The sequence below is a fragment of the Streptomyces sp. CB03238 genome, from assembly GCF_002099185.1.
Lineage (GTDB): Bacteria > Actinomycetota > Actinomycetes > Streptomycetales > Streptomycetaceae > Streptomyces.
In genome coordinates, this window is sequence record NZ_NBCN01000010.1 from 258,965 (window position 1) to 274,197 (window position 15,233).

A 15,233-nucleotide genomic window follows, 5' to 3' on the forward strand; every position below is an offset into this window, starting at 1 on the left:
GGTACCCGGCCCCCATGGCAGACGTTGTGGACGCGGACGAACTGCTCCGCCGCATCCGGGTCACCCGGGACTGGGCACGCCGACAGGAGCAGCAGGCGCCGGACGAGATGTCGGCAGCGGCGTACGAGGCGGTGAGGAGGGCCCTGGACAAACTGATCGACCCGTCCTCCGGCTAGCGAGGGCGCGGCCGTCGTGCGCCGGGCCTCCGGAGGCCCGCCTGGCCCTGGCGGCCAGCGGCGGGTCGGCCGGGGGACGGGCCGAACCGGCCCGACTCGGCCTCCTCGCCGTGCAGCTTCACCTTGCCCCGGTGCGTGACCTCCGCCTGACAGAAGGTCTCCCCCTGGGGACGTTCTCGACGATCACGGCGAACTCGCGGACGGCAAGGGCCTGCCCAGACCGGCCGCAGCCGGCTCCACGCGTGGCGGCGGCGCGCTCGGCGGCAGTGGAGGCCGCGGTGGTTCAGCCGGTGGCGGTGGGTGGCCGTAGCGCGTGGTCCCCAGGGCTGGCGGCGGGCGAAACGAGAGGGGCACCTCTTCGGGTGTGCTCGCGGTGTCCGGGTGCGCCGAGTCGGCGTGGTGGGCGTCCCGCCCCACCGGGCGCTGTTCCGGTGGGGCGGGTTTCGGTAGCACCAGCACGCAGCAGCCATCAGCGTGCTGTTGGGAGACGTTTCACGGTACGGCGGGGCACTGACAGTCGGCCGGCTGCCACCCGCGTGTCTCGCCGGTCCGCCACGCTTCCGATTTAGGACACGTCGCCGCGCGTACCGTCACCGATGAGGCCATTGACGTACGTCACGTACTTCGGGGTGAATGTTCCCTCACCGGTGATCACGCCGGTGATTTTCTCCCCGGGCGCAAGGCCGGCAGTGTCCATCTGCCGCTCGTCCACGCCCAACTCGGCCGTGTGCTTGCTGCCCGTGGTGTCCGTGATGCTGAAGTACAGCGGGTTGATGTCGATGTTCTTGCCGCTGTGGTTGGTGACAGTCACCGAGACGCTGGTGTACTTGCCACCGTCGTGGAGGACGCTCGGCGTGAATTCCGTCCTCTGCGCGGTGACCTTCACCGGCTCCTCCTCGGCCTTCTCCGGGGCTGCCGGCTTCTCGGCGGGCTTGGCCTCCGACTCGGCCGGGCGCACGGAGGTGACGTCCTTCCTCTCGGTGTCCTCGCCATCGCCGACGAGCGCGCCGAGGACGATGAGCGCGGCGAACACGCTTCCCAGGGTGATGGCGACGATCGCGCCGGTACCGAGGCCCTTCTTCGGAGGCGGCGGCGGGTACGGGGCGTACTGTCCGGGCTGAGGCGGGTAGAGCTGGTGGCCGGAAGGCGGCTGATGGTTCACGTTGTCCCCTTGGTACGGCAGCATGCGGTGGTGTGGGGGGATGGTGAACGTACCGCCGCGAACACTCGGCATGGAGGGGGTTCGCGGGATTGCTGCTCGGATAGGTGGAGTTGGACCCGTACGTCCCTGCTGCCCAAGGGACTGTTCGATCCTGCTGAGTGCCACTCAGGTCGTACGGCGCCGCGTGTCCGGGTGAGGCGGTCGTCACGAGGGGTTCTCCTCGGCGGTGCCGTGCCCTTCTCGGAACGGACGAGCGATGAGAACAGGCCAACGGCACATGCCGGGCACATCAAACACTTCCCGTCCGTGCTCCATCAGATGTGGTGAACTCCGCAGCTCAGAAGGAGACGCTCCCAGATTGCCCCCCTCCCTCGAGGAGTACGGACCATGTTCGAGACGACCGAGCCCAACGTCGGATCGTTCACCATCGGCGGTCCGCCGACCGCCAAACCCGCCGGGACGATCGACGTACCGGAGCACGCGGAATGGCCCCTGCCGAACGGCTTCGCCTGGGTCTTTCCCGGCGAGGGCAATGGCGGCGGTCTCGTCCGGCCCGTGATCACGGCCGACGGCTTCAACCTCGGCCGGAGCAAGCTCGACGTGCTCAACCGCGGGCTGGAGAGCGGCTACTCGTTCATCTCCGAGCTGCGCCGACGCGGCAGGGACGTGATCCTGCTCGGCTTCGAGGAGCGCAGCGCGTCGATCCTGGACAACGCTCGGGCGGCCGAGGCCGCCATCCTGCAGGCCATCGGCGAGCGGCAGGGCGACGCTCGCCTGGTCGTCGGCGGCTTCAGCATGGGCGGCATCGTCACCCGCTACGCGCTCGCCCCGATGGAGAGGCAGCGCATGGATCACCAGACCGCGCTGTACTTCTCCTACGACAGCCCGTACCGCGGCGCTTCCATCCCGGTGGGCGTGCAGGCGTTTTCGCACTTCATCCCTCTCCCGAACAACTTTGCGAAGCAGATGAACAGCCCGGCCGCACGCCAGATGCTGTGGCAGCACTACGACAAGGACACCGGCAAGATCGGCATCGCCCCGGAGCGCACGAAGTTCGTGGCCGCCCTGGACCGGCTCGGCGGCTGGCCGATGATCCCACGCAAGATCGCTGTCGCCAACGGTCGCGCTGACGCGGTCGGCCTGCCGGATGTGAAGCCCGGCGAGGTCGCGCTGCGGATCGACCGGATCTACCCGGGCACCACCTTCTACACACAGGCCCAGGGCGACGACGTGACGGCCGCCTACCTGAACCGCAGGTTCCCGAAGGCCGAGAAGACCATCACGACCAGCGGCTTCCCGGAACTGCACGGCGCGCCGGGCGGAACCCTGCGCACATACAAGATCCTCGCCGACACCTTGGAGAAGTTCGGCGGCACGGCGGACCTGCGGCACGAGGACGTGTGCTTCGTCCCCTCGGTCAGCGCGGTCGCGATCCGCGACATCGAGAGGCAGGACGACCTCTACGCGAAGATCGATGAACTGGACCCACAGGAGAGCGAGCTGGACGACTTCCTCTGTTCGTCCACGACCACGGCGCACACGGCCATCACCGAGGAGCTGTGCACCTGGATCATGGACCGGCTCCCCGGCTGACCGGACACAAGGAAGAGCGCGGAGTTGGGGGACCGTAAACCCCAACTCCGCGCTCTGGCTTCTTCTGTTGATGTGAAGTTGTAACCGTCCGACGGTGCGAGGCTGGCGCGACAGGACGTTCGCGCCGCCGGACGGGGGTCTGGTGGGGGAGGTGGTGGCGCTGGGACCGCGGCGGCGGCGACGGAGTTCCGGCCGGGCCTTCCTTCAGGTCAAGAAGGGGGCCGGGATTCCTTACCACCGCACTGGCACGCTCGCCGCCGCGGTCCTCACGCTGTCCGTACCGTTGGCCACCCCTCATCCGGGCCCGCGGTGCGGACTGCGTACGGCTGCCGACCTCCCGTCGGGAGCCGTACGCGGTCTGGTGTCGCCGGAAGGGGTCAGTCCTCGCGCAGGGCGCGGACCGCTTCCTCGACGCGCTTGCCGTAGTCGGCGTCGGCGGCGTGGAAGTGGGCGAGGTTCTTCTCGATGACGTCCTCGCGGGAGACCTGGGACAGGCCGCCGGCGATGTTGGCCACGAGGCGGGACTTCTCCTCCTCCGACATCAGGCGGTACAGCTCGCCCGCCTGGAAGAAGTCGTCGTCCTTGACGTGGACCGGGGCCGCGTGGGTGCCCGTGTAGCCGGCGACGGCCAGCGGGGCGGACAGGGCGGCGTCGGTCTGGGCCGGGCCGGAGTACGAGTTGGGCTCGTAGTTCTTGTCGTGGCGCGAGCCGTTGCGGGTGGCCATGAAGCCGTCGCGGCCGTAGTTGTCGGCGACGGTCGCCTTGGGGGCGTTCACCGGCAGCTGGGTGTGGTTGACACCGAGGCGGTAGCGGTGGGCGTCCGCGTAGGCGAAGAGGCGGCCCTGGAGCATCTTGTCCGGGGACGGGCCGATGCCGGGAACGAAGTTGTTCGGCGAGAACGCGGCCTGCTCGACCTCGGCGAAGACGTTGTCCGGGTTGCGGTCGAGGACCATGCGGCCCACGCGCTGCAGCGGGTAGTCGGCGTGCGGCCACACCTTGGTGAGGTCGAACGGGTTGAAGCGGTAGTCCGCCGCCTCGTGCGCCGGCATGATCTGCACGTACAGGGTCCAGGAGGGGTTCACACCGCGCTCGATGGCCTGGAGCAGGTCGGTCTGGTGCGAGTTGGCGTCCTTGCCGACGACCTCGGCGGCCTGGTCGGACGAGAGGCAGCGGATGCCCTGGTTCGTCTTGAAGTGGTACTTGACGAAGAAGGCCTCACCCTGGGCGTTCGTCCACTGGTAGGTGTGCGAGCCGTAGCCGTTCATGTGGCGGTACGAGGCCGGGATGCCGCGGTCACCCATGAGCCAGGTGATCTGGTGCGTCGCCTCGGGGGCGTGCGCCCAGAAGTCCCAGACGTTGTCCGGCTCCTGCTTGCCCGTGAACGGGTCGCGCTTCTGCGAGTGGATGAAGTCGGGGAACTTGATCGGGTCCTTGATGAAGAACACCGGGGTGTTGTTGCCGACGAGGTCGTAGTTGCCCTCTTCGGTGTAGAACTTCACCGCGAAGCCGCGCGGGTCGCGGACCGCGTCCGCGCCGCCCAGCGAGTCGGCGACGGTCGAGAAGCGGATGAACAGGTCGGTCCGCTTGCCGACCTCGCCCAGGAAGTCCGCCTTGGTGTAGGCGGTGACGTCGTCGGTGACCTCGAAGTAGCCGTACGCGCCGGAACCACGGGCGTGCACGACACGCTCCGGGATGCGCTCACGGTTGAAGCGGGCGAGCTTCTCCAGCAGGTGCTGGTCCTGGAGGAGAAGCGGGCCACCGACGCCGGCGGTGGCGGAGTTCTGGTTGTCGGCGACAGGGGCGCCGGACTCGGTCGTAAGCACGCGCTTCGACATCGTGACCTTCCGATACGTACGGGAGCTGCTGGCGGTGCGAGGAGCGTAAGTACGCCCTCGAGCTCACGTCAACAGTTTGTTGAAAGTGAAGCTGTGGTGTTCCGGACGGCGCCGCCGCCTGGGCGCGACAGGACAGGTGTCAGCGACGACGCCGCCCGGAAATCTGAGGGAGCCGGAAAGGCTCAGACCTGCGAGCCCGACAGGCGCTCGACGGCGCGCAGCAGCGCCGAGTGGTCCAGGCCGCCGTCACCCTGCGCGCGCAGGGAGGCGACCAGCTGGGCGACCACGGCACCGACCGGGAGGGCCGCGCCGACGTTGCGGGCGGCGTCGGTCACGATGCCCATGTCCTTGTGGTGCAGGTCGATCCGGAAGCCGGGCTTGAAGTCGCGGTTGAGGAAGTTGTCCTTCTTGCGGGTCAGGACCGTGGAGCCGGCCAGACCGCCGTTGAGGACGTCCAGGGCCGCGGTGAGGTCCACACCGGACTTCTCCAGGAAGACCACGGCCTCGGCGCACGCCTGGATGTTGACCGCGACGATGAGCTGGTTGGCGGCCTTCACCGTCTGGCCGGAGCCGTGCGGGCCGCACAGCACGATGGTCTTGCCGAGGGCCTCGAGGATCGGCTTGGCCTCGTCGAAGTCGGCCTGCTCGCCACCGACCATGATCGACAGTACCGCCTCGATGGCGCCGGCCTCACCACCGGAGACGGGGGCGTCCAGGACGCGGATGCCCTTCTCCTTGGCGTTCTTGGCCAGGTCGACCGAGGTCTGCGGGGTGATCGAGGACATGTCGATCAGCAGGGCGCCGGCCTTGGCGTTCTCGACGATGCCCTCGGAGCCGTACGCGATGGCCTCGACCTGCGGGGAGGCGGGCACCATCGTGATGACGACGTCGGCGTCCTTGACGGCCTCGGCGATGGAGCCGGCCGCGGTGCCGCCGGCCTTGGCCAGGCGGTCCAGCTTGTCCTGCTCCAGGGTGTAACCGGTGACCTGGTAGCCGGCCTTGATCAGGTTCTCGGACATGGGGGAGCCCATGATGCCGAGGCCGATCCACGCGATCTTGGGGAGATTGCTCATGAGGGTGCCTCTCAAAACTGGTGGTGCGGAAAGAAGTCAGCGGGCCGCGCGGGCCTCGGCCGGGAGCCAGTCGAAGGACTCGGCGCTCGGGCGGTCGCCGGCCTTGTACTCCAGGCCGACCCAGCCGCCGTAGCCCGCCTTCTTGAGCTGGTCGAGCAGCTCCTCCAGCGGCAGCGAGCCGGTGCCCGGCGCGCCACGGCCCGGGTTGTCGGCGATCTGGACGTGGCCGGTCTTGGCGGCGTACGCCTCGATGACCTGGCTGACGTCCTCGCCGTTCATCGACAGGTGGTAGATGTCGAGGAGGAACTTGGCGTTGCCGAGGCCGGTCGCCGCGTTCACCTTGTCCACGACCTCGATCGCTGCCGGGGCGCTCACCAGCGGGTAGCGCGGCGACTCCGGCTTGTTCAGCGCCTCGATCAGCAGGATCGCGCCGATCCGGTCGGCCGCGCGGGCCGCCACGACCAGGTTCTCCAGGGCGAGCTCGTCCTGGGCGGCCGGGTCGACGCCGTCGACGCGGTTGCCGTACAGGGCGTTGAGCGCCTTGCAGCCGACGGAGGCGGCGAAGTCGGCGGCCACGTCGATGTTGGCGCGGAAGCGGTCCGACTCCTCACCGGGGACGGAGAGGGCGCCGCGGTCCGGACCGGGCAGCTGCCCGGCGTAGAAGTTCAGGCCGACCAGCTGGGTGCCGGCGTCCTCCAGAGCCTTCTTGAGGGCGTCGAGCTCGCTCTGGTCGGGCGTCGGCGTCTCGATCCAGGGCCACCACAGCTCGACCGCCGTGAAGCCCGCCGCGGCGGCAGCCGCGGGACGCTCCAGGAGCGGGAGTTCCGTGAAGAGGATCGACAGGTTCACATTGAAGCGCTGGTCCGTGTATCCCATGAGGGGTTCGGCGCTCCTTCCGTATTGCGGAAGTTCGTTTCTGCTTAACGGAAGATTGCCTGGAGTGGGGGAGGGCTGTCAAGAGTGGTCCGCAAAACGGCCCACAAAAAAGGCGCCTTCCGGGCGATGGCCCGAAAGGCGCCTTGGTGGCTTGTACGGCGCCACAAGCTGCTACAACGCGTCGACGGCGCTCACTTTCCAGCCGTCGGAGGTGAGCGCGAGGGTCATGCGCACCCGGTTCAGGTCCACACGGGGTCCCGACACCTGGGTGCTTGTTGTGATCTGGTTCACAAAGAGCAGGACCACGGCCCGGTCCGGCGACGCCGACACCACCGAGACCGCCGGCGCGCTGCCGTCCGGCGGCTCCACCACCGACGCCTTCACCACACCCCGGTACTTCCTGGCGGTCGGCGCCACCACGCTCGTGGTCGTCCTGCGGTACTCGTCGCGGAACGAGCCGGTCAGATGCGCCCGGGCCGCCGCGAAGTCCTTCTCCAGCCGCCGGTGGTCGTACGACAGCACGACCGGCGCCGCCTTCCGCGCCGCCTCCGCCGCCTGCGCCCGCGCCCGTTCGGCGCCCCGCCCGTCCCGGTACTCCCGCGCCAGGAGGACCGACGCCACCAGCCCCAGCACGGCCACCAAGGCGAGTACGGCACACAGCACGGCCCGCCGGCGGCCGGTGGGCCGGTCCGGGGCGTCCGGCTCGTCCCGATCGTCGGGGGAGGCCTCGGAAGCGGCCTCGGAAGCCGCCTCCCGGCCTTCCCAGTCCGGGGCCTCCCAGTCCGGTTCCTGCCCCTGCCCCTGCGCCTGCGCCTTCTCCTCCTCCTGAGCGCGCAGGGTGCGCCCGGAGACGACGGTCGTGTCGGGGGCGGCCCGATCGGCGCGCTTGGCCGCCGCGCGGGCAGCCGCGGACAGGGAGCGGCGGGCGGGGGAACCGGCGCCGCGGCCCCGGGTGCTCGTGTTCGCCATGGGGTGTGTCCTTTCAGGCAACTCAGGCAACTCAGCCCACGAACTCGACGCCGGACGTCAGCCAGCGCCCGCCCTCGTGCACGAGGTCCAGCTGGAGCCGGTAGGTACGGGCCTGCCCCTGCGGGGCGGCGGTGTTGGTGACCTTGCTGTCGGCGACCACCAGGACGCGGGCGCTGCGCTCGTCCGAGCGGACGAGGCCCGCCTCCAGCACCTGGCCCTGCGACACCGACTTGTTCGCCGCGACCAGCTTGGTCAGCTGCGCGGTCTGCGCCGCGAACTGGTCCTTGAAGTCACCGGTGGCGCCCTTCAGCACGTTCGCGCTGTCCCGGTCGTAATGCCGGTAGTCGAGCGAGGTGAAGTTGAGCGCCGACTGCCGGGCCGCCGCCAGGATCTCCTGCCGCCGCTGCTCCTCGGCGCGCTGCTCGTACACCTGCAGGGTCAGCCACCCGGACAGCCCCGTGACGGCGACGGTCGCCACCGCCAGCGTCGCGGGCATCGCCCGGCCCCGCCGGGCGGCCTCCCGCAGTCGCCGTGCCGCGTACGCGAAGCGCCCGCTCACGGCCCCTGTCATGCCATCGGTCCGACGAGCAGCCATTGCCACGAATCCTTTCCGAACACACTCTGTTCGCCGCCCGTCGAGCCGATCTCGACGAGCCTTCCGCCCGGCCCGGCCGCCGTGCCGGTCTCCGGGTCGTACGGGGTGACGTACGCGGCCGGGCCGGCCCCACCGCCGCCGCGGGAGCCCCCCGACGGGCCGGGGGCGTTCTGCGCGCCGCGTACGGAGGTGGCGGCGCCGCGCGGGGCCGAGCAGCGCGCGTCGGTGTTGGCCGGCCGCTCGGCGGTGTCGGCCGGGTCGCGGCGCTGCGTCCCGTACCCCTGCCGGCACGCCGGCGGATGGTCCTGGCCCGCGACCAGCCCGAAGTGGGTGGTGCCGTCGCCGGGGATCACGGTGTAGCTGCCCGCCACCACCACCGGGAAGGTGACCAGGGCCTGCTCCACCCCCGGCAGCCGGGCCACCGTGATCTGGCCGCCGCTGATCAGGTTGCCGAGCAGCACCGGCATGTGCGGCCGGACGGACGTGAGCAGCGAGTTCACCTCCTGGGCGGCGGGCGCCCCGGCGTCGATCAGCCGCCGGATGTCGCCGTCGCTCGACTTCAGCTCGGCCGTGAGCGCGGCCAGGTCGCTCGAGAAGGACCTGATCGCCGAACCCTTGTCGGCCTGGGTCTTCAGGACCGTCCGCGAGTCCTCGATCAGCGAGATCGTCTGCGGCAGCGAGTCGGACGCCGACTCCACGAGCAGGTTCCCCGAGTCCACCAGCCGGCTCAGCTCCGGACCGGTGCCGGCGAAGGCCTTGCCCAGCTCGTCCACCGTGACCCGCAGATCGTCCTTGCCGACCGAGTTCACCAGCCGGTCCAGGCTCACGATCAGATCCGTCGCGGGCAGCGGCACCCGCGTGTCCCGGCGGGCGATGGTGGAGCCGTCGCGCAGGTAGGGGCCGCCCGACCCGCGCGGCTGCAGGTCGACGTACTGCTCACCCACCGCCGACCGGTTCGCCACCACCGCCAGCGTGTCCGCCGGGATGCGCGCCCCGTCCTCGATGTCCAGGACGACCGTCACCCCGTCGCGGTCCGTCAGCCGCAGCTCGCCGACCCGGCCCACCGGCACCCCGCGATAGGTGACCTCGGCGCCCTGGAAGACACCTCCGGAGTCGGCGAAGTCCGCGTTCACGGTGTAGCCGCGGTCGAACAGGGCGTCGGCCAGCCCGGTGTACTCGGCGCCGACGTACGACACGCCCACCGCGGTCACGGTGGCGAAGGCGAGGAGCTGCGCCTTGACCGTACGGGTGATCACAGCAGCATCCCCTTCAGCATCAGCTCCGCGAGGGAGGGATCGGTGCCGGGCGGGAAACCGTCGCCGTCCCCGTACGAGGCATGGCCGACGGTGCATACCGGCGGGCAGAGCGGATCGCCGTCGTCCGAAGGCCGCGAGGGAGCCGTCGGCAGCGGAGCCGGATCCGGTGCGCCCGGGACGTCCGGGGCCTCCGGGACTCCCGGGACCTCCGGCACCCCGGGGACCTCCGGCACCTCAGGCAGCCCGGGCGCCTCCGGCACACCGGGCAGCGCCGGGGCCCCGGGACCGGCCGGCGGCTCGTCGCGGAGGTTGCCGTAGATGCTCGCCAGGTCCAGATCGGCGGTGACCTTGAGGTTGACGTAATCGCCCTTGATGGCGCCCACCACGTTGCGCGGGAACGGATACGTCGTCAGCAGCTCCAGCGCGTTCGGCAGGTCGTCGCCCGCCTTGTTCAGCTGCGCCAGGACCGGCCGCAGGGCGCGCAGATTGGCGACCACGTCGTCCCGCGACGCGTTGATCACCTTCGTACCGGTCGTGCTCAGCGCCGACAGGGAGGTGAGCATCGCCGTCAGCTTGCGCCGCTGGTCGGCCAGCACCTTCAGCGCCGGCGGTACGGTGTCGACGGCGGCCGCGATGGTCTTCTTCTCCGCCGCCAGCCGCTTGGAGAGCCGGTCGATGCCGTTCAGGGCACGGACGATCTCCGTACGCTGCGAGTCGAGCCCGCCGATGAAGGTGTCCAGCTCGCCCAGCAGCGACTTCACCCGGTTCTCCCGCCCCTCCAGGGCCTTGTTGAGCTCCGTGGTGATCGTCTTCAGCTGGGCGACGCCACCGCCGTTGAGCAGGGCGGACAGCGCGGACAACACCTCCTCGATCTCCGGGTTGCGGCCGCTGCGCGACAGCGGGATCCGCGCCCCGTCCTTCAGCCGCCCGGCCGGCGCCGCGTCCACGGGCGCCGACAGCGCCACGTACTTCTCCCCGAGCATGCTGGTCTGCCGCAGCTCGGCGACCGCGTTGCCCGGCAGCTTCACGTCGTCGGCGATCCGCAGCCGCACGCGCGCGTGCCAGCCGTCCAGCTCCACCTTCTCCACCGCGCCCACGGTCACGTTGTTCACCTTCACCGCGGACTGCGGCACCAGGTCCAGGACGTCCCGGAACTCGACCGTCACCCGGTACGCGTTGCCGTCGGCCGCCGCCCCGCCCGGCAGACCGACGTCGTACAGGCCGTCGAAGTCGCAGCCCGTCAGCAGCAGCGAACCGGCCGCCGACCACACCACCGCGGTCACACGGAGGGCCCTCATACGTCCTCCTCCAGGATTCCGCCCAGCGTCCGGTCGACCGGGCCGGTCCCGGCGGCCGGTGCCCCCGGTGGCGACCCGAGCTCGGGAAGGGAGTCGAACAACTCCTTCAGCTCCTTGCAGTCCGCCGCCTTCGCCTCGCCCGTCGTGCTGAGCAGCGAGCACAGCAAGGAGGCCGGGTCCTGCGGCTGATCTGGGTTGTTACGGGTGTCGAGGGTCCCGGAGGACGGGTTGTAGGCGTTCTGGAGGTTCGACAGCCCGGTCGGCGCCACCTCCAGCACCTCCGCCAGCGCGGCACGCTGCGTCACCAGCACCTTGGTGACCTTGGAGAGCCCCTCCACGTTCGTCGACAGGGCCTTCTTGTTGTTCCGTACGAACGCGGACACGTCCGCCAGCGCCACGCCCAGGTGCCGCAGCGCGGCCGCCAGGTCCTTGCGCTCGGCGGCGAGCTGGTCGGCCACTTTCGCCAGGCTGTCGTTGAACGACCGGACGCTCTTGTCGTCGGCGGCCAGCGCCGCCGTGAACACCTGGAGGTTGCGCACGGTGCCGAACAGGTCCTGCCGCCCGTCGGACAGCGTCGTCACGGCCAGGGACAGGTCCTCCACCGTCCGGTGCAGGTTCTCGCCCTGCCCTTCGAGGTTGTCCGCGCTCACGCCCAGCAGCCTGGCCAGCGACCCCTCCTTGTTCGCGCCGCGCGGGCCGAGCGCCTCCGACGTGGTGTGCAGGCTGTCGAAGACCCGGTCCAGCTCGACCGGCACGGCCGTCCGGTGCTCGGGGATGACGTCCCCGTCCCGCAGCGCCGGGCCCTTGCGGTACACCGGCAGCAGCTGGACGTAACGGTCACTGACGACCGACGAGTTGATGATGGCCGCCTTGGCGTCCGCCGGGACCTTGCGCCCGGCGTCGTACTCCAGCGTCACCCGCACCCGCTCGCCCTGCGGGGCGATCTCCTTGACCTCCCCGATCCGCACGCCCAGCACCCGCACGTCGGAGCCGGGGTAGATGCCGACCGTGCGCGGGAAGTACGCGGTCACCCGGACCGGCTCCGACTCGGGCCACAGCACCACGGCTCCCGTGGCGACGACCGCGAGGGCGACGGCGGTGGCGACCGCCCGGCGCACCTTCACTCCTGGTGCTTTCACGACGTACCTCCCGTGCGCGGGACCACCGGGGCGGCGACCATGTTCTGGATGTAGCTGTCGAACCAGCGGCCGTTGCCGAGGGTGTTGCTGAAGACCCGGACGTACGGGGCCATCAGCTTGATCGAGCGGTCGAGGCTCGCCTGGTTGCGCTCCAGCATCGCCACCACCTGGTTCAGGCCCTTGAGCGCCGGACCGATCTCCTTGCTGTTGTCCTTGACGAGGCCGGACAGCTGGATACCCAGGGCGGCCGAGCTCTTGAGCAGTGCGTGAATCGCCGCCCGCCGCGCCGCGATTTCCGTGAACAGCTTGTCGCCGTCCTTGACCAGCTTGGAGAACTCACCCGACCGCTCGGCGAGCACCCCGCTGACGCCCTTGGCGTGGCCGAGGAGTTCCCGCAGCGCCTGGTCCCGGGAGGCGACCGTGCGGGAGATCCGCGACAGGCCCTGGATGGAGGCCCGCACCTCGGCGGGGGAGTCCTCGAAGGTCGTCGAGATGGTGTCCAGGGCCGTCGCCAGCCGCTCGGTGTCGACCTGCTCGGTCGTGGTCGTCAGGTCGCTGAAGGCCGCCACGACGTCGTACGCGGGGGTCGTCCGGTTCAGCGGTATCTCACTGCCCGGCTCCAGCTGCCCCGGGCCCTTGGGCTCCAGCGCCAGGTACTTGGCGCCCAGGATCGTCTTGATGCGGATCGCCGCGCCCGTCCTCGTACCGAACGCTGGGTCGCCCTTGACCCGGAAGACCACCTTGACGTGGTCGCCGTCCAGGTCCACCTCGTCTACCTTGCCGACCTTCACCCCGGCGATCCGCACCTCGTCGCCGGGCTTCAGCCCGCCCGCCTCCGAGAAGGCCGCGCTGTACGTCTCACCGTCGCCGATCAGCGGCAGACTGTCGGCGTTGAACGCGGCGGCGGTAAGCAGCGCGAGCACCGTGAGGCCGGCGGCACCGATGGTGACCGGGTTCCGGTCCCGGAAGGGGATCATGCGCACCTCGCCCGGGCGACGTGGAGCTCGGGGGTGATGACTTCCTTGGTCTTCGGCAGCACGATCCGGCCGTCGAAGTCGCAGAGGTAGAAGTTGAACCACGAGCCGTACGAGGCGGTCCTCGTCAGCTTGTTGAGCTTGTTCGGCAGCCGCTTCAGCACACCCTCCACGGTCTTCTCGTTCTTGTTCAGCGTTCCGGTGAGCTCCGTCAGCTCCGCGATGTCGGCCTTCAGCGGCGGACGGGCGTCCTCCAGCAGCCCCGACGTGGCCTCCGTCAGGTTGTTGATGTTCACCAGCGACTCCCCGATGGGCTTGCGGTCCGCCGACAGCCCCGAGATCACCCGCTGGAGCTGCTGGATCAGCCCCGAGAAACGGGCACCGCGCTCGTCGAGCGTCGCCAGGGTGGTGTTGAGGTTGTCGATCACCGAGCCGATCAGCTGGTCCCGGTCGGCGAGCGTGGTGGTGAGGGAGGCGGTGTGCGCGAGGAGGCTGTTGACCGTGCCGCCCTCGCCCTGGAGCGTCTTGATGATCTCGGTGGCGAGCTGGTTGACGTCCTTGGGGCTGAGCGCCGCGAACAGCGGCTTGAACCCGTTCAGCAGGGCGTTCAGGTCCAGCGCCGGCTGCGTACGGGACAGCGGGATCGTCCCGCCGGGCGGCAGCCGCGTGCCGTCCCCCGCCCCTTCCGTCAGCGCGATGTACCGCTGCCCCACCAGGCTGCGGTAGCGGATGACGGCGCCGGTGCCGGCCAGCAGCGGACGGTCCTCGGTGACGGTGAACGTGACCTCCGCCAGCGTCCGGTCCTTGATGGCGATCTCCTCCACCTCGCCGACCCGCACGCCCGCCACCCGGATGTCGTCGCCCTCCTCCAGGCTCGTCACATCGCTGAACACGGCCTTGTACGTGTGCTCGGGCGTGAACGAAATGCTCACGATGGTGGCCGCGAGCAGCGTGGTCGCCAGGACCGTCACCACCGCGAAGACACCGAACTTGACCAGCGGTGCCGCTGTGCTCCGTGCGCTCTTCGTACGGCTCATGCGACGCTCACCGCCGTCCCCCGGGCCATCGGCCCGAACAGCAGCGTCGCCACCGCCGGCACCTCGTCCGCCGGTACGCCCATGACGGGCGCGACCAGCGAGCCCACGGCCCGCTGCTCGGCCGCCGTGGCGGACGACTGGTGTGCGACGGGGCCGCCGCCGGCCTGCACGTCACGCGCACCGTCGTCCAGCTTGGTGTGGCCGGCCGGGACGCCGGGGCCGGGGAGCCCCCGGCAGTTCGGTCCCGACCGCTCGCGGTAGCGCGGCTCCTCGCCGGGCTCATAGCCGGGGCGGGGGTGGACGATTTCCAGGGTGATGCGCATCTCTCCGCCTCTGAAGGTCTCTTCCGCCGCGGCCTCCTGCCTCACCAGGCCCTTGAGAAGGCACGGGTACTCCGGCGCGTACCGGGCGAACAGCGCCAGCGTCGGGCGGGAGACACGGCCCAGGGTGATGAGCCGCTCGCCGTTGTCGTCCAGGAAGGTTTCCGCAGTGCCGGCCATGGTGGCCGTGGAGGTGAACAGGGCGGCCAGCTGGTCCTGCTTCTCGACGAGGGTGCGGCTGGTGGTGATGGTGTTGCGCAGGATCTTCATCAGATCGGGCGCGGCGTCCCCGTACACCTCGGCCACATCGGCGAACCGCGAGATGTTCTCCTTGATGGACGGCATGTGCGGGTTCAGCCGGCTCAGGTAGTCCTCGACGCGTACGAGGTTGTCGCCGATCCGGTCGCCCCGGCCCTCCAGGGCGGCGGCGAACGCCGAGAGCGTGGCGTTGAGTTCGGCGGGCTTCACCGTCCGCAGCAGCGGCAGCAGGTCGTTCATCAGCTGCTGCACCTCCATGCCGACCCGGGTGCGGTCCTGCGTGATGACGTCCCCCTCCCGGATGTGCCGCGTCGTCGAACCGGCCGGGGCCACCAGGTCGACGTACTTCTCGCCGAACAGCGTCTTGGGCAGCAGCCGCGCCCGCACATCGGCCGGGATGCGGGAGACGTGCTCCGGCTTGAGCGCGATGTCGAGGGTGGCCTTCTCGCCGTCGGCCCGCACCTCGCGCACCTCGCCGACCAGCAGCCCGCGTAGCTTCACGTCGGCCCGCGGCTCCAGCTGGTTGCCGAGCGTGCCGGCCTCCAGCGTGATCCGTACGACGGAGGTGAACACCTGCTGGTAGACGGCGACGGACAGCGACAGCAGCAGGGCGAGGGCAGCTACGAAAACAATCCCGTACAGCCGCAGTTTCACAGGCGTGCGCATCGGCCC

General features: G+C 70.3%; 14 protein-coding genes. 2 read left to right on the forward strand and 12 right to left on the reverse strand.

What is annotated here, in order from left to right; translation table 11 throughout:
* Positions 1-14 precede the first annotated feature (14 nt).
* Positions 15-176, forward strand: coding sequence for a hypothetical protein (locus BKD26_RS40385; RefSeq protein ID WP_179166623.1), 162 nt, complete (start codon positions 15-17; stop codon positions 174-176).
* A gap of 565 nt (positions 177-741) precedes the next feature.
* Here BKD26_RS40385 and BKD26_RS20275 read toward each other — a convergent pair.
* A complete protein-coding gene (locus BKD26_RS20275) occupies positions 742-1,338 on the reverse strand; it encodes a DUF4352 domain-containing protein (RefSeq protein ID WP_241518746.1) in 597 nt (198 codons plus the stop codon).
* A gap of 387 nt (positions 1,339-1,725) precedes the next feature.
* Between BKD26_RS20275 and BKD26_RS20280 the strand changes: the two genes are divergently transcribed.
* Positions 1,726-2,931 carry a hypothetical protein gene (locus BKD26_RS20280; protein ID WP_084900030.1) on the forward strand — a complete coding sequence of 402 codons (1,206 nt, stop codon included), beginning with the start codon at positions 1,726-1,728 and terminating at the stop codon, positions 2,929-2,931.
* A 377-nt stretch (positions 2,932-3,308) separates the two neighbouring features.
* On the opposite strand, the gene BKD26_RS20285 is transcribed toward BKD26_RS20280, so the two are convergent.
* The 11 genes from BKD26_RS20285 to BKD26_RS20335 all read right to left on the reverse strand — a co-directional run bounded on the left by BKD26_RS20285 (position 3,309) and on the right by BKD26_RS20335 (position 15,227).
* Entirely contained in the window at positions 3,309-4,766 is a 1,458-nt protein-coding gene (locus BKD26_RS20285; protein ID WP_084900033.1) for a catalase, read from the reverse strand.
* 182 nt (positions 4,767-4,948) lie between these two features.
* On the reverse strand, positions 4,949-5,839 hold the full coding sequence (locus BKD26_RS20290; RefSeq protein WP_084900036.1) for a 2-hydroxy-3-oxopropionate reductase: 891 nt from the start codon (positions 5,837-5,839) through the stop codon (positions 4,949-4,951).
* 36 nt (positions 5,840-5,875) lie between these two features.
* Positions 5,876-6,715, reverse strand: coding sequence for a TIM barrel protein (locus tag BKD26_RS20295; RefSeq protein ID WP_084900038.1), 840 nt, complete (start codon positions 6,713-6,715; stop codon positions 5,876-5,878).
* Between the two features lie 171 nt (positions 6,716-6,886).
* Complete coding sequence (locus BKD26_RS20300) at positions 6,887-7,684, reverse strand: hypothetical protein (RefSeq protein ID WP_084900041.1); 798 nt, start codon at positions 7,682-7,684, stop codon at positions 6,887-6,889.
* Between the two features lie 31 nt (positions 7,685-7,715).
* Positions 7,716-8,180: a hypothetical protein gene (locus BKD26_RS20305; protein ID WP_241518759.1), complete on the reverse strand. Its 465-nt coding sequence runs from the start codon at positions 8,178-8,180 to the stop codon at positions 7,716-7,718.
* Positions 8,181-8,251: 71 nt separating this feature from the next.
* Complete coding sequence (locus BKD26_RS20310) at positions 8,252-9,535, reverse strand: MlaD family protein (protein ID WP_084900045.1); 1,284 nt, start codon at positions 9,533-9,535, stop codon at positions 8,252-8,254.
* A complete protein-coding gene (locus tag BKD26_RS20315) occupies positions 9,532-10,833 on the reverse strand; it encodes an MCE family protein (RefSeq protein ID WP_084900046.1) in 1,302 nt (433 codons plus the stop codon). Before BKD26_RS20315 ends, BKD26_RS20310 begins: the two co-directional genes overlap by 4 nt.
* A complete protein-coding gene (locus tag BKD26_RS20320; protein ID WP_241518747.1) occupies positions 10,830-11,972 on the reverse strand; it encodes an MCE family protein in 1,143 nt (380 codons plus the stop codon). Before BKD26_RS20320 ends, BKD26_RS20315 begins: the two co-directional genes overlap by 4 nt.
* The gene (locus BKD26_RS20325; RefSeq protein WP_084900051.1) at positions 11,969-12,949 is read right to left on the reverse strand and encodes an MCE family protein; all 981 of its coding nucleotides are present in this window, start codon (positions 12,947-12,949) and stop codon (positions 11,969-11,971) included. Before BKD26_RS20325 ends, BKD26_RS20320 begins: the two co-directional genes overlap by 4 nt.
* Positions 12,946-13,983, reverse strand: a complete 1,038-nt coding sequence (locus BKD26_RS20330) for an MCE family protein (RefSeq protein WP_084900053.1) — start codon at positions 13,981-13,983, stop codon at positions 12,946-12,948. The genes BKD26_RS20325 and BKD26_RS20330 overlap by 4 nt, the downstream gene beginning before the upstream one ends.
* Entirely contained in the window at positions 13,980-15,227 is a 1,248-nt protein-coding gene (locus BKD26_RS20335; protein WP_084900056.1) for an MCE family protein, read from the reverse strand. Before BKD26_RS20335 ends, BKD26_RS20330 begins: the two co-directional genes overlap by 4 nt.
* Between the last annotated feature and the right edge of the window lie 6 nt (positions 15,228-15,233).